Raw genomic sequence first — 20636 nt, 5'->3', positions numbered from 1 at the left:
CAACCAGTGGGAATGCCGGGCACCTCGCGGCCTGTCAACCGTCGAAAGGCCACGGACCGGGTCCCGGTTCGCGGCCTTTCGACGGTTGGAGGGGTGGCGCGGTCAGGGGCCGGCGAGCTGGCCGGAGTCGACGGCCTGGACGATGCCGACCACGGTCGAGAGATACGCCTGCGAGTGGTTGTAGGAGAGCACCGCCGCCGTGAGGTCGGCCGGGCGCGAGAGGTCGCGGCCACCGGCGCAGAGGTAGTTCGCGGCCGCGAGCGCCGCGTCCTCGATGTTCTGCGGGTCCTTGACGCCGTCGCCGTTGCCGTCAGCGCCCCAGATGCGCCACGTGCCGGGGATGAACTGCATCGGGCCGACGGCGCGGTCCCAGACCGGGTCGCCGTCGTAGCGGCCCCCGTCGGTGTCGCGGATCGCCGAGAAGGAGCCACCCGAGAGCGCCGGACCCCGGACCGGCGGGACGGCGTCGTGCGACGCGTCGAGCGTCCGGCCACGGAGCGAGGACGACTCCACCTCGCCGATGGCGGCGAGCAGCATGACGGGGATGTGGCAGGCACGCTGCCGCTCCGCGGCGGAGGCGTATGCCGCCCAGATGATCTCGTCCTTGGTGCGTGCGGTCGGCCGCGTGGTGCCCTTGGGCGGCACGGTGACGACGACGGGGATCTTGATGACCGCCTTGGGTCGCCACGGTGTGGGGTTGGCGCTCGACCCGCCCCCCGGCTCGAGGGTCGCGGCGACGACCGGAGGCGCCTCCTGCGCGAGGGCCGCAGCCGCGACGCGGATCTCGTCGAAGACGGGCAGCACGAGATCGCCTGCGACAGAGCCGAACCCGCTCTCGAAGAGCGGCGGCGCCGGTGGCGTCGAGCCATCACTGCTGGCCGTGGCCGCAGCGCTTCCCGGGACCAGCGGTGAGAGCAAGGGCGCCGGGGTCGGGGTCGGCACGGCCGGCGCGGTGTCGGCCACGGCCCGCGCTGCGGACCCGACCAGGGCCGTCGCCACGACGACGGAGGCGGCCAGGGCTCGTGCCGCGGTCAGTCGTCGCCTGGTCGCCCCTGACATGTCCGTGTCCTTCCTCGGGCGCGTGGCCGCCCACTCACCAGTACAGCGCGAAATCCTCGACTGCGGCAACGAACGCCGAGTCCCACAGGACCACGGGCCATCCTGCCCTCCGGCCCGACTCGTCGCGACGGGAGGGCTCCACGGCCGTCACCGACTCGCGGCGGATCGTGGGGTGACAGTGCCGGTCTCGTCCTGAGCCGCGTCGGTGCTGCCGGGGACGGCGGACGCCGCGGGCGGGGCGGCCCCGCGCTCGGCGACCGCGCGCGTACGACCCGGTGCTGGAGCCGGCCGCGGCGGCATCAGAGCACCGGGACGTGCTCGAGGCGCAGGCCGCCGTGCTCGATCGTGACCTCCTCACCGGCGCGGAGCGCGCCCCCGATGTTCTCGTAGACGAAGTAGTACGTTGCGCCCGCGTGGGTGGTGTGCCCGTTTCGCATGACCGAGACGCGGTTGGTCGAGCCGTCGCGCGCCTCGCTGCGCAGCACCGGCGGGTGCTTGACGTCGGCCTGGAAGCGGCTCGCCTTGTCGACGTCGAGGACGACGTAGCTGACGGTGACGAGCCCCCCGTCGCCGACGACCGCGACCCGCGACAAGCGGACGCCGAGGGCCGTCTCCATGGCGGCCGAGTGCGGGACCGGTCGCCCCGGGTCGTCGCCGCCCCGCAGCGCACGGGCCCCGAGGAGACCGAGGACCGCGACGACGAGGACGGCGAGGACGGCAAGCACGGATCTGGCCCGGCCCTCCCGACCCGTCCGGGTGGAGGGGGCGTAGGGACCTGACGGACCGGCCGGCCGAACCGGCGAAACTGCTGTGGTGGTGCTCATTCGCACTGCCCTCCGATGCTGCCGGCCGGGGCAACGGGCAGGTGACCCCGGCACGAGGTAGGAGCGGATCAGGGGATGCTGCTCCGGGTCGAGACGAACGAGTCGATGCGGGCCGTGCCCGCTGGCTGTGATGCCGAGGCGTGCGTGGCAACCGACGACATGATGCTCTGCAGGGCTCGGTGCGAGCCCGTCATCCACGAACGTCGCACGCGCCATCAGGGCGCGCTGCCGAGATGGGTCGACGGCTCAGACAACTGTCATCGACGGGGTTGGCGTCGTCTCAGGGAACTGTCATGTCGTTGCCAGCGCAGCGTCATAAACCTGTCATGTCTGCGCCCGATTTGAGCTGATAGATGCGGGTCTCGACCACGGATTTCCCAGCTCTGTGACCTTTCCCACTCCGCCGTCACACGCTCGGATCCATACTTGGCGACAGATCGGGGAGGGGGGACTTTCATGGCAACTGTCATGGTGGTCGACGACGAGGAACGCGTACGCACGTTGCTGGCGAAGTCGTTGTCGTCCCAAGGACACTCGGTGGTGACCGCTGCCTCGGCCAACGCCGCGATAGACCGGCTCGCGTCGAGGGACGTCGATCTCGTCGTGCTCGACCTCGTGATGCCCGGGCTCAACGGCATGGCCGTGCTCAACGCGATCAAGGAGCGCAAGCAGACGACGCCGGTGATCGTGCTGTCGGGCGTCACCGACGTGGGAGCCCGGGTGGAGGCGCTCGACCGCGGGGCCGTCGACGTCGTGTCCAAGCCGTTCAGCCTGACCGAGCTCATGGCTCGCGTCCGACGCAACGTCGGGGCGGCGCGCGCTCCCGCCGACGACGGCTTCCTCGAGGTGGCCGGCATACGCCTCGACGTCGGGCGCCGCCGGGCGACGTTCAGGGCGCGCAGCGCCGCCCTCACCGAGCGCGAGCTGAGCCTGCTCGCACACCTCATGCGGCGCGCCGGCCAGGTGTGCCACAAGGAGGAGCTGCTCCACGACGTCTGGCACCTCGACTTCGACCCGGGCAGCAACGTCGTCGAGGTGTGCGTCGGCAGGCTCCGCGCCAAGCTCGGCCAGGACATCCCGGTCGAGACGCTGCGCGGCGTCGGGTACGGGCTCTACGAGGACGCCTGATGGGACGGCACCGGATGGTCCTCGTCTGGAGTGTCATCGCGGCGCTCTGCTCGGCCGCGATGATCGCGCTGCCGGGCAGCGAGACCGTGCCGTACCACATCGCCTGGGCGGCCTTCGCGCTCTGCTTCGGCCTCGAGCAGTGGAGCCCGCGGTCCACGTGGGTCGGCCTCGGCGTCTTCACCTTCGTGACCGGCGCGATCCTCGTCTACCGCGTCATGACCGACGTCCTCGAGTGGCAGGAGACCACCGAGATCCCGCTCATGCTGTTGCTCATGGCGCTCATGATCTGGCACGTGCGCCGTCGTCAGCAGGCGCTCTCGGATCTCACGGTCAACGCGGCCCGGGAGCGCGCAGACTCGACGATGCGTGAGCTGCTCACGCTGCGCACGTCGCACGAGATGCGGTCGCCACTCATGATCTCCCGCGGTTACCTCGAGATGCTCATGGACCGCACGCCACCCGGGGAGGACCACGCCGACCTCCAGGTCGTCGACGAGGAGCTGGCGCGGCTCACCCGCGTGTGCGAGCGGCTCGTGCGGAGCATGCGCGTCGGCTCCGACCTCGAGGTCACCGAGGTCGAGCTCGACTCGGTGCTCCACCAGACGGCCGAGCGGTGGTCGGCCGTCGCCCAGCGAAGCTGGAAGGTCGAGTCGTCGGCGCTCACGCTCCAGTGCTCGAGCGAGCGGCTGCGGGCCTGCCTCGACACCCTCATCGAGAACGCCTTGCGCTACACCGCGCACGACGACGACACCGTCCTCCTCTACGCCCGCCCGATGCGCGGCGCCATCGCTATCGGGGTCGCCGACTCCGGCCGCGGCTTCACCACCGACATGCTGCGCTCGGCCGCCGGTCAGGACCTCCCGAGCAGCGTGCTCGACGGCGTGCGCGACGACCTCTCCCAGACCGGGCTCGGCCTGTCCCTCGTGCGCGACGTCGCGACGCGACGCGGCGGGTGGGTCCAGCTCGGGGTCTCCGCGTGGGGCGGTGCGGACGTCGCGATGATCCTCCCGGTGCGTCCCGCGGTGCCCGCCCTGCCCGTCGCGCGCCCGACAACGGTCATCGCCCCGGAGGCCGCCGACCAGGTGTCGTTCTGGCGCTCCGCAGTGCGGCGCGAGCCGGACACCGGGACCGGGGCACGCAGCGCCTGAGGGTTCAGTCCCCGCGCGACCACCGCAGCCGCACCCGCTGGCCGGGGCGCAGCTGCGCGGCGAGCGCGATGGCTCGTGAGGTGAGCACGGCGACGACGGGGTAGCCGCCGGTCACCGGATGGTCGGCGAGGAAGACGACGGGCTCGCCACCGAGTGGCACCTGCACCGCCCCGGGGACCATCCCCTCGCTCGGGAGCTCGCGGTCGGCATACGCGTGCAATCGCTGGATCGCGTTGCCCTCCAGGCGGATTCCTACGCGGTTGCTGCGCGATGAGACCGCCCACGAGGTCTCGTCGACGCCGGTGAGGTCGCACCAGCCGGCACGCGGGCCGGGCACGACGTCGAGCACCACCTCGCCGTCGGTGAGGCTCGGTTGCGGTGCCACCTCGACGACGGGGAACGTGGCTGGTGGCGGCCCGATCGGGAGCAGGTCACCGGCGCCAGGCAGCGGCGGACCCACGCGTGCCAGGGTGTCGGTCGCGCGTGAGCCCAGCACCGGCGCGACCGTGACGCCGCCACGCACCGCGAGCCACGTGCGCAGGCCGGCAGCGGGCACCCCGAGGGTGAGCACGGCCCCGTCGACCAGCGCGACGGGGGCGCCGTGCGGGACCGGCCGTCCGTCGACGTCAGCGGGGCAGGGCGCGCCGGTGAGCGCGACGAGCAGGTCACCATGGGCGCGCACCGAGAGCCCGCCGAGGGTGACCTCGAGGGACGCAGGCGCCGGCCCGCTCGCCTCGTGGGGGGCGAGCAGGTGCCCGACGAGCCGCAGACCGAGGAGGTATGCCGTCGGGTCGGCCGCCCCGGAACGGCCCACCCCCGCGTCGGCGAGACCCGGGCGGCCGAGGTCCTCGACGAGGGTGAGCGGCCCGGTGGCCAGCACCTCGAGCCCCCGCCGCCCGATGTCCCCACCCACCCGAGACCCCCCAGAGTCGAATGGCCCCGTCGTCCCCTGAGCCCCACCCACCCGAGACCCCCCGGAGTCGAGTGGCCCCGTCGTCCCACCCCTCCCCGTGACGGGTGGGACGGCCGGGGTCACGGGGCCACTCGAGGAGGTCTGGTCGGCGTCGACGAAACGGACCGACGTGCCCGGCGCGAGCAGCGCGGGCGGGTCGCGGTCGACGTCCCACAGCACGGCGTCGGTCGTGCCGATGAGCTGCCACCCGCCGGGGGAGTCCTGGGGGTAGATGCCACTGAAATCGCCTGCGAGAGCGACGGATCCGGCTGGGACACGTGTGCGTGGCTCGCCGCGACGCGGCACGTGCAGGCGCGGGTCGCCGTCGACGAGATAGGCGAAGCCGGGCGCGAAGCCCCCGAACCCGACCCGCCACGTCGTGCCCGTGTGGGCGCGGACGACCTCGTCGCGGGTCAGTCCGATGAGGTGGGCGACCTCGTCGAGGTCGGGCCCGCCGTAGCGCACCGGCACCTCGACCACGACCTCAGCCGCGTCGGTCGGCGGGGCGACCGCCACGGTCAGGCGGGTCGCCTCGTCGAGGCACGCCAGCCCGACGTCCGACCGCCGCCCGGGGTCCCGGAGCACGACGAGGACGGTGCGCGCCCCGGCCACGAGGTGGTCGACGGCCTCCCAGACACCTGCGGCACGCTCGACCATCGGTGCCAGGTGGGCACGCAGGGCGAGCGCGGCATCGGTGTCGGCCACCTCGACGAGCAGGGCTGCGCCGCCCATCGGCAGCAGCCGGGCCTCCACGCTCAGCCTGCGAAGGGGCGGATCTCGACGCCGGACTGCTCGAGCGCAGCGTGCACGGCCCGCGCCATCGCCACCGCGCCGGGGGTGTCGCCGTGGATGCACACCGACTCGGCCCGCACCTCGACATCGGCGCCGTCGACGGCGGTCACGAGGCCCTCCTGCGCGAGCCGGACGACGCGGGCGGCCACCTCCCCCGGGTCGTGGAGCAAGGCTCCGGGCTCGGTCCGCGGGACGAGGCGCCCGTCGGGGGTGTACCCGCGGTCGGCGAAGGCCTCGGTGACGGCGCGCAGCCCCGCGTCCGTCGCGAGCTCGAGCACGAGGCTGCCGGGCAGGCCGAGGACGGGCAGCGACGTGTCGACGGCCACGACGGCGTCGACGAGCGCCCGGGCCTGCGCCTCGTGGTGGACGACCGCGTTGTAGAGGGCGCCGTGCGGCTTCACGTAGGCGACGTCGGTGCCCTCGACCTGGGCGATCGCGGAGAGGGCGCCGAGCTGGTAGATGATGTCGGCGGTCAGCTCGTCCGGAGGGACGTCCATGAAGCGGCGCCCGAAGCCGACGAGGTCGCGGTAGGCCACCTGCGCGCCGACGACGACACCCCGCTCGGCGGCATACCGGCAGGTCGTGCGGAGGGTGAGCGGGTCGCCGGCGTGGAAGCCGCACGCGACGTTGGCGCTCGTCACGACGTCGAGCACGGCGGCGTCGTCGCCGAGGGTCCAGGCGCCGTAGGACTCCCCGACGTCGGCGTTGAGGTCGAGTCGCACGACCCGATCCTCCCGCACGCCGGCCGGCTCCGCCGCGGCGTTCACCGCAGGCCTGCGTAGTGCTCGGGCAGGCGTGCCGAGTATGCCGTCAGCAGCTCGCGCGCGACGGTGACCGAGTCGACGAGCGGGTGAAGCGCAAAGGCTTGCACCGCAAGGGATCTCGACTGCTCGACGGCGGCCCGGATGACGAGCTCGTCGACGGACTTGACCTGCTGCACGAGCCCCAGCGCGTGGCCGGGGAGCGGGCTCACGGTGACGGGGACCGGCCCGGCCGCGTCGACCCGGCACGGCACCTCGACGACGGCGTCGTCCGGGAGCCCCACGACGGCGCCGCCGTTGCGGACGTTGAGGATGAGGCGCGCCGGCTCGTCGCGCGCGATCGCGGCCATGAGCGCGAGCGCCACGCCCTCGTAGCCGCCTCCCTCGACGTCGGCCTCGGCCCGCTCTTGCGTGTGCCCGTCGTCGCTCTCGCGGGTCTCCTGCATGTAGGTCGCGTTGCGGTCGCGTCGCACGGAGTCCCAACGCTGCCAAGCCTGCTCGGGCTCGGCGGTCACCCGGGCGTAGAAGTCGGCCTGCTGACCGACGAGGTACTCCCCGCGCGTCTGCGGCGCTCCGGTGATCTGGGCGATCGCGTCACGGGTGAAGTAGTAGTAGAAGAGGTACTCGTTCGGCAGGGCACCGAGCGTCCTCAGCCACTCGGTGCCGAAGAGCTGGCCCTCCTCGATGGCTCCGAGGGCGACGTCGTCCGCGAGGAGGTCGGGGAGCAGGTCGCGGCCGTCGTGGCGCAGCCCGGCGAGCCAGCCGAGGTGGTTGAGCCCGGCGTAGTCGATCTCGAGGTCGTCGAGATCGTGGCCGAGGGCCCCGGCCGCGCGCTTGGCGAGGCCCAACGGGGAGTCGCAGATGCCGACGACCCGCGCACCGAGCACCGACTGCATCGCCTGGGTCACGAGCCCGGCCGGGTTGGTGAAGTTGATGACCCACGCGTCGGGCACCAGACGGCGTACGCGTTCGGCGACGTCGAGCGCCACCGGCACGGTGCGCAGGCCGTAGCCGACACCCCCGGGGCCGGTCGTCTCCTGTCCGAGGAGGCCGAGGTCGAGCGCGATCCGCTCGTCGGCGGTGCGGCCCTCGAGACCTCCGACCCGCATCGCGGAGAAGACGAAGTCGGCACCCGCGAGCGCCGTGTCGAGGTCGGTCGTCGCCGTGACCGTCGGCGGTGCGGTCGCCGCGCCGGCGTCCCGGGCGGCCTGGGCGACGAGCACCCGTCGCATGACGTCGAGCCGCGCGCCGTCCGTGTCGTGCAGGACGACCTCGGTGACGCGCCGGTCCGCGGTGTCGCGCAGCAGCGCGCCGTGGACGAGCGGCACGCGGAACCCGCCCCCGCCGAGGATGACCAGCTTCATGGCAGCACCACCCTCGGACCGTACCAAGGTGTGACGACGGGGCCACTCGACGTGGGCGACATGGGGACGAACTGCGCCGACACGGCATACGACCGTGGGAAAACCCGGCGAGTCGCGGACGGCAGTGCGGGATCATGGGGGCGTGCCGCCCCACCACACGTTCGACCCGCTCGCGTCTCGTCGCACCGCCGACGAGCCGGCTCTCGACGTGTTCGTCTGGGGCACCGTCTTCCTCGACATGATCTTCGCGGGGCTGCCGAGCGCGCCGAAGCCGGGCACCGAGGTGTGGGCCGAGGGGCTCGCCTCGTGCCCCGGCGGCATCGCCAACCTCGCCGTCGCCACCCGTCGCCTCGGCCTGCGCACGGGTCTCGCGGCCGCCTTCAGCGACGACGACTACGGCGACTTCTGCTGGCGCACCCTCGAGGAGCAGGAGGGCATCGACCTCGCCCGGAGCCGCCGCTTCGCCGACTGGCACAGCCCCGTCACCGTCTCGATGTCGGTCGACCGCGACCGCAGCATGGTCTCCCACGGTCACCCGTCCCCCGTCGCCGCCGCCGAGCTCATCGGGACGCCCCCGCGGTCTCGCGCGGTCATGGTCGACCTCGGCGAGGACGAGGTCTTCGGCGCGAGCGGCCGGACCTGGGTCGACCGGGCGCGCGACGACGGAGCGCTCGTCTTCGCCGACGTCGGCTGGGACCCCAAGGAGGAGTGGTCCCCGCACGTGCTCGACCGGCTCGAGCGCTGTGACGTCTTCATGCCCAACGCCGTCGAGGCGATGGCCTACACGGGCACCCGGTCGCCCGTCGAGGCCGTCTACGCCCTCGCCGACCGCGTGCCCGTCGCCATCGTCACCGACGGCGCCAACGGCGCGCTCGGCATCGACGCCCGCACGGGCGAGGAGTCCCAGGTCCCGTCGCTGCGGGTGCAGGAGGTCGACCCGACCGGCGCCGGCGACGTCTTCGGGGCCGCCCTGCTCGTCGGCACGCTCGCGGAGTGGCCGCTCGAGCAGCGGATGACCTTCGCGAGCCTCTGCGCGGGCCTCGCGCTCCAGCAGTACGGCGGCTCCCTCGCGGCACCCGGCTGGGGCGACCTCGCCGACTGGTGGACGGCCCTCGTCTCCGACACGAGCGGCGACGCCTACCACCGCTCGCTCCGGCGCCGGTTCGGCTTCCTCGACGAGATCGTGCCGCGCGTCCCGGTCACGGCGTGCCGTCGCGCGACTGCGACGATCGCCAAGCGGGCCGACGTGCAGGACCTCGACTGACCGTCGTCCGCTGCGACACGGCACGATGGTGACGTGACCGACCTGCCCGCCGAGCTCCCCGCCGAGCTCCCCGCAGAGCTGCCCGTTGACGTCGGCGACCTCGCGGCCCTCGACCTGCGTGCGGCGCAGGTGCAGCACTGGTCGATCGCCGGCGACTCCTTCACGTGGACCCTGCTCGTCGGTGACACCGGCCGGGGCCACGAGCTCGCCAGCATCACCTACGTCGGCGCCGTCGTGCTCCACACCAACCGCCGCGACCTCGACCGTGCCGTCGCGGCCGCCGCCGAGGTCGAGCGGTCCGAGGTCGTGCCCACCCCCGACGGCGGCTTCGAGCACCGGGTCACGCTCGTGCCGGCCTACCCGCTCGTCGTCCGCTTCTGGAGCGTGGAGGTGCGCCGGATGCCGGCACCCGACCACCTGCGGCGCCTTCGCTGACCCGGAGACCGCGCCACCCGGCATACGCCATCAGGGCGACGGCACCATCGACGACCGGGCCCCGGGGTGCCATGGTGAGTGGATGGAGAAGTCGTCGTTGACCGCCCTCGCCCGGGAGCTGCTCGAGCACGCCAGGACGACCTCGAGCGGTCGCGGCGCCGACACGGTCTACGGCGGCCACGAGCACGTGCTGCGCCAGACCGTCGTCGCGCTGGCGGCAGGTCGGTCGATGACCGAGCACGAGAACCCCGGCGAGGCGACGGTGCAGGTGTTGCGCGGACGGGTGCGCATCAGCACCGCCGACGCGGCCTGGGAGGGCGCGCCGGGTGACCTGCTCGTCGTCCCGCAGGCGCGCCACTCGCTCGAGGCACTCGAGGACTCTGCCGTGCTCCTCACCGTCGCCAAGCTGCCCTGACCCGGGCTGCACGGCCCACGCGGTGGGTGGCCGTCACGCGGCGGTTCGCGGTGGATCACCGGCAGCACACGCCGGCGATCCACCGCCAGTCAGTCGCCGCCGATGCCGGTGCGCTCGACGCCCTCGACGATCCAGCGCTGGAGGAAGAGGAACATCAGCAGCAGCGGCACGATCGCGACGAGCGCGGCCATGAAGAGCTGGCTCACCTGCACCGACTGCGCCGTGAGGAAGGTCGACAACGCGATCTGCACCGTCCACGACTCCTGGTCGCGGCCGATGACGAGCGGCCAGAGGAAGGCGTTCCACGAGCCGATGAAGGTGATGGTGCCGATGGCCGCGACGAAGCCGAACGAGTTGGGGACGACGATCTTCCAGAAGGTGCCCCAGTAGCCGAGCCCGTCGATGAAGGCGGCCTCCTCGACCTCCTTGGGGAAGCCGAGGAAGAACTGCCGGAAGAGGAACGTCGCGAGCGCCTGGAAGAGCCCGGGGATGATGAGGCCGCGCAGCGTCGAGATCCACCCGAGCGTCGACACGAGGACGAAGCTCGGCACGAAGGTCACGGCCGCCGGGATGAGCAGCGTGGCAGTGATCGTGTAGAAGACGGCGTTGGACCAGCGGTAGGGGATGCGCGCGAGACCGTAGCCGGCGAGACCCGAGACGACGAGCACCCCGATCGTCTGGGTCACCGCGATGAGGCCCGAGTTGAGCAGGCTGCGCGCCATCGGGATCGCCGGGTTGTCGAAGAGGCCGGTGAGGTTGGAGGTCTCCCAGACCGGCGGGAGCCAGTGGAAGTCGGGCGACCCGAGGTCCTGCTCGCGCATGAACGCGCTGCGCACGAGCAGGTAGAAGGGGACGAGGAAGAGCAGCGCCGCCGCGACGAGGGCGCTGTAGCGGGCCCACCCCGTGATCCGGGACTGCCGCTTGCTCCGGACGATCGCCATCAGTCGCCCCTGTCGCCGAGTCGGAGGATGCGGCCCTGCACCACGGCGACGATCGCGATGATGAGGGTGAGGATGACGGCTCCCGCCGACCCGTGGCCGAAGTCCTGGCCCGAGCCGAGCGCCGTGTAGTAGAGGTAGACGAGCGGCGGCCGGGCGTACGGCGGGTAAGTGCCGAACGTCGACAGGATGTTGTAGAACTCGTCGAACGCCTGGAACGCGTTGATGAGCAGGAGCAGCAGCACCGCCGTCGACGTCGCGCGCAGCTGCGGCAGGGTGATGTGCCGGAAGACCTTCCACCCCTCGGCGCCGTCGATCGCAGCAGCCTCGTAGAGCGTCGGGCTGATCCGCTGGATGCCGGCGAGGAAGAGGATCATGTAGAAGCCGACCTGCAGCCAGAGCCGCGCCGTGACGATGACGAGCCAGTACCACGGCGGGTCGGCGAGGCTGAGCCACGGGATCGAGTCGGCGCCGAACCAGCCGAGCACCGCGTTGGCCAGGCCCGAGCGGATGCCGCTGAAGATCGACATCTTCCAGACGAGCGCGGCAACGACGTAGGAGCACGCGGTCGGCAGGAAGAAGACCGACCGGAAGAACGACTGCATGACCCGGGTGCGCGCGACGAGCAGCGCCGCCCCGAGGGAGATGACGAAGGTCGTCGGCACGATGAAGACGGCGAAGGCGAGGAACGTGACGAGGCTGCTGCGGAAGGCCGGGTCGCGGAGCATGTCGAGGTAGTTGCCGACGCCGACGAACTTCGTGGGCGTGACGGTGTTGTAGGACTCGAAGAACGACAGGTAGATCGACCAGGCGATCGGGACGTAGACGAAGACGATCAGCCCGATGACGAACGGCCCGACGAAGACCCAGAACCACAGGTTGCGGTCCTGGCGCCCGCGCAGGCGGCGACCGAGCGACGGCCTCCCCGCGGTGGGGGGCGGCGTCGCCCGGTCGGCTGCCTTCCGCTGCGCGGCGCTGTCGTATGCCGCCGGGTCGGCCTGCGCTGTCAGGCGAGGACCCGCTTCAGCTCGGCGTCGGCCACGGTCTTGACCTTGGCGATCTCGCCGGCCGGGTCGGCGCCCTCCTTGACGATGCGGTTCATCGCGTCACCGAAGGCCGTGGCGCACTTGGGCGTCCACAGGATCGGGCTCTGCGCGTGGCCGACGTCGGTGGCGAGCTTGGCCGCCTCGGCCGCCTGCCCGCTCGTGAGCGTCGAGGCCTGGCCGATGAGGCTCGTGCGCGACGGGATGTGGAAGCCGTAGGCCGTCGCGAAGTCGAGCTGGTAGGCGGTCTGGTCGATCCACAGCCACTTGGCGAACTTCTTGGCGGCCTCGACGTCCTTGCTCTTGGCGCTGACGCACGAGCCGTAGGCGCCGACGGGGACCGACGCCTTGCCCTGGCCGTCGAGCGCGGGCCACGCCATGACGCCGAAGTCGTCGCCGAGGCCCTTCTTGAGGTCGGGAAAGGTCCACAGGCCGGTGAACTGCATGGCCGTGAGCCCAGCGGTGAGCGCCGACGGGTCGAACCAGTCCTTGGGCGCCCCGAGGAGCAGCACCTTGGCGTCCCACATCTCGCGAAGCTTGCCGAGCGCGGTCGCGGCTCGCGGGTCGTCGAAGCCGAACTGGTTGTCCTTGGTGAGGTAGTCGAGCCCGGCCGACCACAGCATCGGGCCACCCATGAGGCCGGCACCGCCGTCGTTGCCGAGGAAGAGGCCCTTGACGTTGCCCTGCGTCAGCTTCTTCGCCGCGTCGATGAGCTCGTCGATGGTCTGGGGCGGCGTGATGCCGGCCTTGTCGAGCATCGACTTGCGATAGACGAGCAGCTGCATGTCGACGACCTGCGGGATGGCATACGTCTTGCCGTCGTAGGTCATCCGCTCGAGGATGCTCGGGTTGAAGTCGGACTTCGTGTCGCCGATGAGGTCGGTGAGGTCGACGACCTGGCCGCCCTTGATCATGTCGATGGTCGGGCCGTTGCCGTACTCGAAGACGTCGGGCCCGGCGTCGGTGAGCAGCGAGGCCGCGGTGGACTGGTCGTAGTCGCCGGGCTTCCAGCTGACCTTGACCGTGGCGTCCTTGTAGGCGGCGGCGTACTTCTCGACGGCCTGCTGCGTGCCGGCCTCGCCGTACTGGTGGTACCACTGGTTGAGCGTGGTCCCGCTGCCGCCCCCGGTCGCGCCACCGGTGGCTGCCGGCTCGCGTCCCGTGTTGCTGCCGCACGCGGCGAGCGCACCCGTGACCGCAGCGGCACCGCCGAGCGCGAAGAGCGAGCGCCGGGTGAGGTTGGCCCCGAGGGCCTGGCTGATCTCGCGACCGATCTGCTTGTCAGACATAGGGTTCCCCTGCGTCCTTCCTGCCCGGGTGTGCGGGCACCGTTCACGACGGCGGGCGCTCGGCCAGTCTGCTCGACCTCGCCCACCCGGCGATCGTATGCCCGATACCTCCGCGTATGCCGGATGGGCCACCCCCGGAGGTCAGCGCGGCTCAGATGGTGGCCGGGGAGTTGAGCGGGTTGTCGCTCAGGGTCTCGGGGGCCGTCTGGAGCAGCTGCTCGACGAGGAGCAGGGTCTGCTCGTCCTCGAGCGTCATGCGGCGGCCGAAGTGGCCGCGGGCCAGGGCCACGCCCGCACCGACGCGCAGGATGCTCGACCGGACGTCGGTCCGCGTGTCGGTGTCCATGCGTTCGAGCAGCCGGCTCACGGAGAGCAGGCCCGAGACGACCGGTCGGCCGTCGAGCTCGAACTCGTCGAAGAGCCAGAGGCGCTCGGCTGCGGCGGTGCCGAGCAGCTCGCGCCCGGGACCCTCGCTGCGCAGGGCCGCGTCGGTCACGGCGTCCCAGAAGGCGCCGCGCTCGTCCTCGTCGAACCGGATGCGGCCGGCCAGGGCGCTCAGCACCCACACGGGGGCGAGCCGGAGGGTGAACCACTCCTGCTCCGACCACTGCTCACGCCACTGCGACACGACCGCCACCGCCTCTCACGCGCTCGGGGCACCTCCAGCGTACGACCGCCCCGCCCGTGAGGTCGTGGAGTCCACCGCTGGTAGACAGGAACCGTGCTCGACGACAACGCCGTCCTGACCGCCCCCACGGTCCTCACCCTGGTGGGCAGCTCCGGGCTGTCCGCCGAGGTCCTCGCCCACGGCGCCCTGCGCCGTCTCGAGGCCTTCGGCACCAGCCTGCTGCTGCACCCCGCGACCGTCGCAGAGGCGGGTCTGACGAACGTCCACCTACGCGTGCACCGGCCGGACGGCATCCGTCGTCGGGCCCTGCTGGGTCCCGGCAGCGGCTCGGTCGTCACCTCGGTCGACGGCGCCGTCGTCGTCACCGGCCGCCACGAAGGCATCGACTACCGCCTCGTCCTCACGCTCGGCGACGGGTCACCCGAGACGCCGACGTGGCACTGGGACCTCGAGCTCACGAACACGACGGGCGAGTCCGTCACCGCCGACGCGGTGCTGACCCACGACCCCGCCCTGGCACCCCTCGGCAACGTCCGGATCAACGAGTACTACGTCAGCCAGTACCTCGACCTCACCCCCGTCGCGACGGACGGCCACGGCACCGCGGTCGCCGTTCGCCAGAACATGCCCGGTGAGCGCGTCCCGTGGCTCATGGTCGGGACGACCGGCACCGGCACCGGCTGGGCGACGGACGCCCTCCAGCTCGTCCGCCGCACCGGCCACGGTGTCGACTGGGCCGGGCTCGAGGCCGTCGACCTGCCGAGCGCGCGCCTCCAGCACGAGCACTCGCTCATCGCCCTGCAGGACGCCCCGGTCGAGATCGCACCCGCCGACACCCACCGCACCGGCTTCTGGGGCGTCGCCCTCGAGGACCACCCCGAGGCCACGTCCGACGCCGACGCCCGCTGGGCCGACGTCGCGATCGCGGCCACCCCGACCCCGTGGGCGCCGGCGGGCGACGGCGCCCACGGCCAGGCCCTCGACGGCGCCGAAAGTGCCGCGACGCCGGCGACGCTGTGGTCGTCCAGCCCAGCCTTCGCGTCACGGGCACTCGACCGCGCCGAGCTCGCCGACGCCGGCCTGCTCGAGCACCGCACCGACGTCGAGACGGCCGACGACGGCACCGAGCTCGCGTGGACCGTCCGCGGCGGGCAGCTCGTCACCCCCGCCAAGGAGCTCGCGGTCCTGCGCCCGCACGGCCACCTGCTCCGCACCGGTGACACCTTCACGCCCGACTCGCGCTCGCTCGCGTCGACGGTGTGGATGGCCGGCACTTTCCACTCGCAGATCACCCGCGGCCACGTCGGCCGCGACCCGGTCGTGACGGGCCGCCGCACCTACCTCGGCCTCCAGCGCGCCCACGGCATGCGCCTCTTCGTCGAGGACGCCGACGGCACGTGGAGCCTCCTCGAGACCCCGAGCGCGTGGTTCACCGGCCTCGACCACTGCACGTGGTGGTATGCCGCCGCGTCGGGTCCCGTGCTCACCGTGACCTCGAGCGCGCCTGCCGACGAGCACGCCCTGACGCTCTCGGTCGGGCAGCACGGCGCAGCCCCGCGAAGGGTGCTGCTCGCGCTGCAGGTCGCCGACGACCTGTCCGACGCCCCGTCGGTGGCGACGGCCGACGACCACCTCGACGTCACGACGGCGAACGACCCACGGCCGTGGCGCGTCTCGTGGACCGGGCCCGGCGACCCGGAGGTCGGCGACGCCCGGCTCCAAGCCGACGGCGTCGGCCGCGGACCGGGCTGGCTCACCGTGCTCTTCGACGCGAGCGAGCAGCTCGAGGTCGTCGTCCGCTCCTCCCCGGACGCCGGTGAGGCCGCGGCCGGCGAGGTCGTGCCCACGGGTGAGCACCTCGGGGCAGCCTTCTGGGACAAGGCCGGCCACGCCGTGACCCTCGACGGGTCGTCGCTCGGCGAGGCCGGCTCCCAGGCCGCGAACCTCTCGGCGGCGCTGCCGTGGTTCACGCACAACGCCTTCGTCCACTACCTCTCGCCGCGCGGGCTCGAGCAGTTCTCGGGCGGTGCGTGGGGCACCCGCGACGTGTGCCAGGGTCCGGTCGGGCTGCTCACGGCGCTCGGGCGACAGGACGCCGTCCGCGACGTGCTGCTGCGCGTCTTCCGCGCCCAGAACGCCCGCGGCGACTGGCCGCAGGCCTTCGAGTTCCTCCCGCCGCTGCCCGAGACGGGCCAGCAGGACTCGCACGGCGACGTCGTCTTCTGGCCCGTCCTCGCGGCCGGTGACTACCTGCGCACGACCGGTGACGCGAGCCTGCTCGACGAGGCGGTCGCCTTCGTCGGCGACGACGCGCTCGGCGAGCCGGCCAGCGTGGCCGAGCACCTGCGTCGTGCGGTCGCGCGGATCGCGGAGTGCACGGTCCCCGGGAGCCCGCTGCCGGCATACGGCCACGGCGACTGGAACGACTCGCTCCAGCCAGCCGACCCGCACCTCGCAGCCCACCTCGTGTCCACGTGGACGGCGGTGCTCCAGACGCAGTCGCTGCGCACCCTCGCCGAGGGGCTGCACGCGGTCGGTGCGCCCGACGGCGCCTCGGCCCTGGCCGCCGACGCCGACGAGCTCGCCGAGCGCACCCACGACGCCCTCCTCGACCAGCTCGCGGCCGACCCGGTGCTGCCCGGCTACCTGCTGCAGCACGAGGACGGGCACTTCGAGCCGCTCGTCCACCCGAGCGACGAGCGCACCGGGCTGCACTACGGCGTGCTGCCGTGGATCCACGCGATCGGCGCCGACCTGCTGACGCCGGAGCAGGCCCGCCACCACCTCGACCTCATCGAGGAGCTCCTCCTCGGACCCGACGGGGCGCGCCTCTTCGACCGGCCGGTCAGCTACGTCGGTGGGCCGATGGCCGTCTTCCAGCGGGCCGAGGCGAGCACCTTCTGGGGTCGCGAGATCGGGCTCATGTACATGCACGCCCACCTGCGCTACGCCGAGGCGCTGGCGCGCGTCGGTGACGGCGCAGCCCTGCTCACGGCTCTCGCCAAGGCGAGCCCGGTGGGGCTGGACTCGCTCGTGCCGCAGGCGCGCCCGCGCCAGACGACGTGCTACTACTCCTCGTCCGACGGCGTCTTCACCGACCGATACGACGCGTCGGAGCGGTATGCCGCGCTCATGGCCGGCGACGTGCCCCTCGAGGGCGGGTGGCGCGTCTACTCGTCCGGTCCCGGGCTCGTGCTGCGGCTCGTCACCGAGGTGCTCCTCGGCATCCGCCAGCGCGGCGACGACGTCGAGATCGACCCGGTGCTGCCGCCGAGCGGCGACGCCGGCGCAGGCGCCTCCGAGCTGACCGCGCGGCTGCCGCTGGCCGGCACCGACCTCACGGTCCGCTACGTCGTCGGGCCCGAGGGGCACGGCATCCGCCGGGTCACCGTGAACGGGCGCGAACTGAGCCTGCGACCGCTGACCAACCCCTACCGGCGGGCGGGTGCGGCCGTCCGGACCGCGGACCTGCTCGGGCTCCAGACTGCCCAGGCTGCCCGGACTGCCGAGGCCACCGACGCCACAGCCCCGACCAGCGAGATCCTCGTAGAGACCCACTGACATGACCGACGTCACCGCCATGCCGCCCACGCCTCAGCGGCCGTGGCTCGATGCCACCCTGCCCATCGAGGAGCGTATCGACCTCCTCATGGCCAAGATGACCCTGGCCGAGAAGGTCGGCCAGACCCACCAGGTCGCCAACATCAACCCAGACGACGACGCCGACGAGATCGCGTCGGGCCGGATCAGCTCGAGCCTCTACGCCTCGGGTGCGACCGCCGGCAACGAGCGCGACGAGGGCGTCCTCGTCGGCAACATCGACGCCGCCCAGCGGCACGCCGTCGAGGGCAGCCGTCTCGGCATCCCGCTGCTCTTCGGCCGCGACGTCATCCACGGGCACCGCACCGTGGCGCCGATCCCGCTCGGGATCGCGGCGTCCTTCGACCCCGACGTCGCCGAGGAGATCGGCGAGATCGCCGCCCGCGAGGCGGCCGTCGACGGGGTGGCGTGGACCTTCACGCCGATGGTCGACATCTCGGAGGAGCCGCGCTGGGGCCGGGTCGCCGAGTCGCTCGGCGAGACGCCGGTGCTCTCCGGCCGTCTGGCGGCCGGCTTGATCCGGGGCTTCCAGGGCGACGACCCGAGCGACCCCGACCGCCTCGCCGCGTGCGCCAAGCACTTCGCCGGCTACGGCCTCGCCGCCGGTGGCCGTGACTACGACACGGTCAGCGTCGGCGAGAACACCCTGCGCAACCTGCACCTACGGCCTTTCCGCTCGGCCGTCGATGCCGGCGTCCTCACCGTCATGGCCGCCTTCAACGACGTCGACGGCATCCCGATGCATGCCCACGAGCACCTCGTCCGCGAGGTCCTCAAGGGCGAGTGGGGCTTCGACGGCGTCGTCGTCGCGGACTGGAACGGCATCGGCCAGATCGTCTTCCAGGGCGTCGCCGCCGACAAGCGCGAGGCCGCGGCCCTCGCGATCCGGGCCGGCGTCGACCTCGACATGGTGAGCGGCGCCTACCTCGAGCACCTCGAGGAGCTCGTCGAGTCCGGCGAGGTCGACCTCACGCTCGTCGACGACGCGGTCCGCCGCGTGCTGCGCCTCAAGTTCCGTCTCGGGCTCTTCGAGCGTCCGTATGCCGCCCGGCCGGGTGCGTCGAACGCCCCGACTCCCTCGACCCGGGCCGTCGCGCGGCGCGCAGCCCACGCCGCGCACGTCCTCGTCAAGAACGACGGCGTCCTGCCGCTCGGCGAGGGGGCCGGGAAGGTCCTGCTGTCGGGGCCCTTCGTCGACGACGGCGACGCGCTGCTCGGCACGTGGGTCCTCGACGGTCGCGGCGAGGAGGTCGTCACCCCTGAGACCGCTATCCGCGAGCGCCTCGGCGACCGCGTCACCGTGGCCGACGGCCGCTTCCCCGACGTGACCCTGATGCAGGCGAGGGCCGCCGACACGTCGGTGCTGCTCCTCGGCGAGCACCGGTCCCGCTCGGGTGAGGCGCAGTCCGTCGTCGACATCGGCCTGCCACCGGGGCAGCTCGAGCTCGTGCGCGCCGTCGCGGCGTTCGGCAAGCCGCTCGTCGCCGTGGTCTACACCGGCCGCCCGCTCGACCTCACCGAGCTGCTCGACCTCGCCGACGCGGTGCTCGTCGTCTGGCACCCCGGTGTCGAGGCCGGCACCGCACTGGCCGACATCCTGCTCGGCGACGTCGAGCCGCACGGCCGGCTGCCGATGACCTTCCCGCTGTCGACGGGCCACATCCCGACGAGCACCCACCAGCGCCCGACGGGGCGCCTCATCCGCGCCGACGTCGACTACCAGCAGGGCCGCTACATCGACGCCCTCACCTACCCGCGGCTGCCCTTCGGCTTCGGCCTGTCCTACACGACCGTCGACTACGGCGCGCCCGCCCTGTCGTCGCCGACGATGACGACCGACGGGTCCACGACCCTCACCGTCACGGTGACCAACACCGGCGATCGCCCGTGCCGCGAGGTGGTCCAGCTCTACTTCCGCGACCCCGTCGCCCAGGTGACCCGCCCGCTCGTCGAGCTGACCGACTGGGCGCTCGTCGACCTCGAGCCCGGCCAGGCGCGCGAGGTCACCTTCGACGTGCAGGCCGAGCAAACGGCATACGCAGGCCGTGATTTCACGACGCGCGTCGACGAGGGCGAGATCGTCCTGCTCACCGGGCCCGACGCGGCCCGCCTCCAGCCCGTGTCCGTGACCATCACGTCCCCGAAGGCCTCCTCATGATCGAGACCGTCCAGCGCCAGATCCGCATCGACGGCGAGCCCGTCATCGTCATGTCGGGGGAGGTGCACTACTTCCGCGTCGCGCGCGCCGAGTGAGGCCAGCCTCTCGACCTGCTCGTCCAGGCCGGCTGCGACACCGTCGCCTCCTACACGAGCCGTCGCTCGCCCGGATGGACGAGGACCACGACGACGTGTCGCTGGGACTCGTGCTCGACACGTACATGGCGGGGTACCACCACCCCGGGTCTGAGCTCATGACGGAGGTCGTCGACGACGTGACGTCGCACCGCGGCGCGGGGCGAGCGCAAGGCGCTGACGCGGTCGCTCCTGCTCGGTGGGTTCCGTTTTGGCGCAACGCATCTCGAGCGGCGCGACCCGGCGCCGGGGTCGACGGTGCTCGTCGGCACTGGGCGCTACCTGTCGCGAGTCGTGCAGGAGCGGCTGGTTGGCCGTGTGACGACCGTTGGCAACGTCGTACTGCTCGGGCGGCTGCCCGAGCGGGACCTCGACGGGTCGCCGTGCACGGTGCTGGCGGACGCGCTGGGTCTCACGGCGGGCGAGGTGGTGCGCGACACCGGCCACTACTACCCGTCGCTCGTCGCGCACGGGTGGGCGCAGCCGTTGCCCGAGATGCGGGCCGGCTGGGTGCAGGCTCTGTCGCACGAGCGTGGCGACGTCGTGCTGACCGACGTCGTGCTGAGCGACGTCTACGGCGCGGTGTGCGGCGTCGACGTGCCGCTCGGCGAGGGCGCGCCATCGTGCTCGCTGCTCAGATGCCGTCGGACCCGGTGCTCTTCGACCGTGCGTTGTCCAGCCTCGGCGTGACTCCGGGGCTGCGC

The 20636-nt window shown here is 72.7% G+C and carries 17 protein-coding genes; 8 read left to right on the top strand and 9 right to left on the bottom strand.

The genetic code is table 11. The features are described 5' to 3' along the window. Window positions 1-102 precede the first annotated feature (102 nt). A complete protein-coding gene (locus AC1DW8_RS11095; protein WP_478093994.1) occupies window positions 103-1059 on the bottom strand; it encodes a lytic transglycosylase domain-containing protein in 957 nt (318 codons plus the stop codon). A 299-nt stretch (window positions 1060-1358) separates the two neighbouring features. Further along, on the bottom strand, window positions 1359-1784 hold the full coding sequence (locus tag AC1DW8_RS11090) for a hypothetical protein (RefSeq protein ID WP_478093992.1): 426 nt from the start codon (window positions 1782-1784) through the stop codon (window positions 1359-1361). Between the two features lie 555 nt (window positions 1785-2339). Here AC1DW8_RS11090 and AC1DW8_RS11085 point away from each other — a divergent pair. Both AC1DW8_RS11085 and AC1DW8_RS11080 read left to right on the top strand, forming a co-directional pair. Continuing rightward, window positions 2340-3011 (top strand): response regulator transcription factor, encoded by a 672-nt coding sequence (locus AC1DW8_RS11085; RefSeq protein ID WP_162263914.1) that lies wholly within the window; start codon window positions 2340-2342, stop codon window positions 3009-3011. After that, window positions 3011-4159, top strand: coding sequence for a sensor histidine kinase (locus AC1DW8_RS11080; RefSeq protein ID WP_056823569.1), 1149 nt, complete (start codon window positions 3011-3013; stop codon window positions 4157-4159). The genes AC1DW8_RS11085 and AC1DW8_RS11080 overlap by 1 nt, the downstream gene beginning before the upstream one ends. A 4-nt stretch (window positions 4160-4163) precedes the next feature. On the opposite strand, the gene AC1DW8_RS11075 is transcribed toward AC1DW8_RS11080, so the two are convergent. The 3 genes from AC1DW8_RS11075 to AC1DW8_RS11065 are packed head-to-tail and all read right to left on the bottom strand — an operon-like array spanning window position 4164 to window position 8028. Next, a complete protein-coding gene (locus AC1DW8_RS11075) occupies window positions 4164-5864 on the bottom strand; it encodes a 5-oxoprolinase subunit B/C family protein (RefSeq protein ID WP_478093989.1) in 1701 nt (566 codons plus the stop codon). A 2-nt stretch (window positions 5865-5866) separates the two neighbouring features. Beyond that, a complete protein-coding gene (locus AC1DW8_RS11070) occupies window positions 5867-6625 on the bottom strand; it encodes a LamB/YcsF family protein (RefSeq protein WP_478093987.1) in 759 nt (252 codons plus the stop codon). Between the two features lie 41 nt (window positions 6626-6666). Further along, window positions 6667-8028 carry a 6-phospho-beta-glucosidase gene (locus AC1DW8_RS11065; RefSeq protein ID WP_478093985.1) on the bottom strand — a complete coding sequence of 454 codons (1362 nt, stop codon included), beginning with the start codon at window positions 8026-8028 and terminating at the stop codon, window positions 6667-6669. Window positions 8029-8170: 142 nt separating this feature from the next. Here AC1DW8_RS11065 and AC1DW8_RS11060 point away from each other — a divergent pair, with 142 nt between their 5' ends. The 3 genes from AC1DW8_RS11060 to AC1DW8_RS11050 all read left to right on the top strand — a co-directional run bounded on the left by AC1DW8_RS11060 (window position 8171) and on the right by AC1DW8_RS11050 (window position 10142). Beyond that, window positions 8171-9292: a carbohydrate kinase family protein gene (locus AC1DW8_RS11060; protein WP_478093983.1), complete on the top strand. Its 1122-nt coding sequence runs from the start codon at window positions 8171-8173 to the stop codon at window positions 9290-9292. A 33-nt stretch (window positions 9293-9325) separates the two neighbouring features. Next, window positions 9326-9727 (top strand): hypothetical protein, encoded by a 402-nt coding sequence (locus tag AC1DW8_RS11055; protein WP_478093981.1) that lies wholly within the window; start codon window positions 9326-9328, stop codon window positions 9725-9727. Between the two features lie 82 nt (window positions 9728-9809). Then, window positions 9810-10142, top strand: coding sequence for a cupin domain-containing protein (locus AC1DW8_RS11050; RefSeq protein WP_056780721.1), 333 nt, complete (start codon window positions 9810-9812; stop codon window positions 10140-10142). 89 nt (window positions 10143-10231) lie between these two features. Here the strand turns inward: AC1DW8_RS11050 and AC1DW8_RS11045 are convergent, their stop codons facing one another. From AC1DW8_RS11045 to AC1DW8_RS11030, 4 genes are all read right to left on the bottom strand, one after another. Further along, entirely contained in the window at window positions 10232-11083 is an 852-nt protein-coding gene (locus tag AC1DW8_RS11045) for a carbohydrate ABC transporter permease (protein ID WP_478093979.1), read from the bottom strand. Then, window positions 11083-11808 carry a carbohydrate ABC transporter permease gene (locus AC1DW8_RS11040; protein ID WP_082620056.1) on the bottom strand — a complete coding sequence of 242 codons (726 nt, stop codon included), beginning with the start codon at window positions 11806-11808 and terminating at the stop codon, window positions 11083-11085. Before AC1DW8_RS11040 ends, AC1DW8_RS11045 begins: the two co-directional genes overlap by 1 nt. A 278-nt stretch (window positions 11809-12086) precedes the next feature. Further along, complete coding sequence (locus AC1DW8_RS11035) at window positions 12087-13412, bottom strand: ABC transporter substrate-binding protein (protein WP_478093977.1); 1326 nt, start codon at window positions 13410-13412, stop codon at window positions 12087-12089. A gap of 151 nt (window positions 13413-13563) precedes the next feature. Beyond that, window positions 13564-14040 (bottom strand): hypothetical protein, encoded by a 477-nt coding sequence (locus AC1DW8_RS11030; protein ID WP_478093975.1) that lies wholly within the window; start codon window positions 14038-14040, stop codon window positions 13564-13566. 93 nt (window positions 14041-14133) lie between these two features. Between AC1DW8_RS11030 and AC1DW8_RS11025 the strand changes: the two genes are divergently transcribed. The 3 genes from AC1DW8_RS11025 to AC1DW8_RS11015 all read left to right on the top strand — a co-directional run bounded on the left by AC1DW8_RS11025 (window position 14134) and on the right by AC1DW8_RS11015 (window position 20622). Then, entirely contained in the window at window positions 14134-17601 is a 3468-nt protein-coding gene (locus tag AC1DW8_RS11025) for a GH36-type glycosyl hydrolase domain-containing protein (protein ID WP_478093963.1), read from the top strand. A 1-nt stretch (window position 17602) separates the two neighbouring features. Further along, window positions 17603-19798 (top strand): glycoside hydrolase family 3 N-terminal domain-containing protein, encoded by a 2196-nt coding sequence (locus tag AC1DW8_RS11020; RefSeq protein WP_478093961.1) that lies wholly within the window; start codon window positions 17603-17605, stop codon window positions 19796-19798. A 311-nt stretch (window positions 19799-20109) separates the two neighbouring features. Beyond that, the gene (locus tag AC1DW8_RS11015; RefSeq protein ID WP_478094065.1) at window positions 20110-20622 is read left to right on the top strand and encodes a hypothetical protein; all 513 of its coding nucleotides are present in this window, start codon (window positions 20110-20112) and stop codon (window positions 20620-20622) included. Window positions 20623-20636: the final 14 nt, after the last annotated feature.

This window comes from Terrabacter sp. P2_E3 (assembly GCF_056403915.1).
This window is presented reverse-complemented; position numbering and strand designations above follow the sequence as displayed.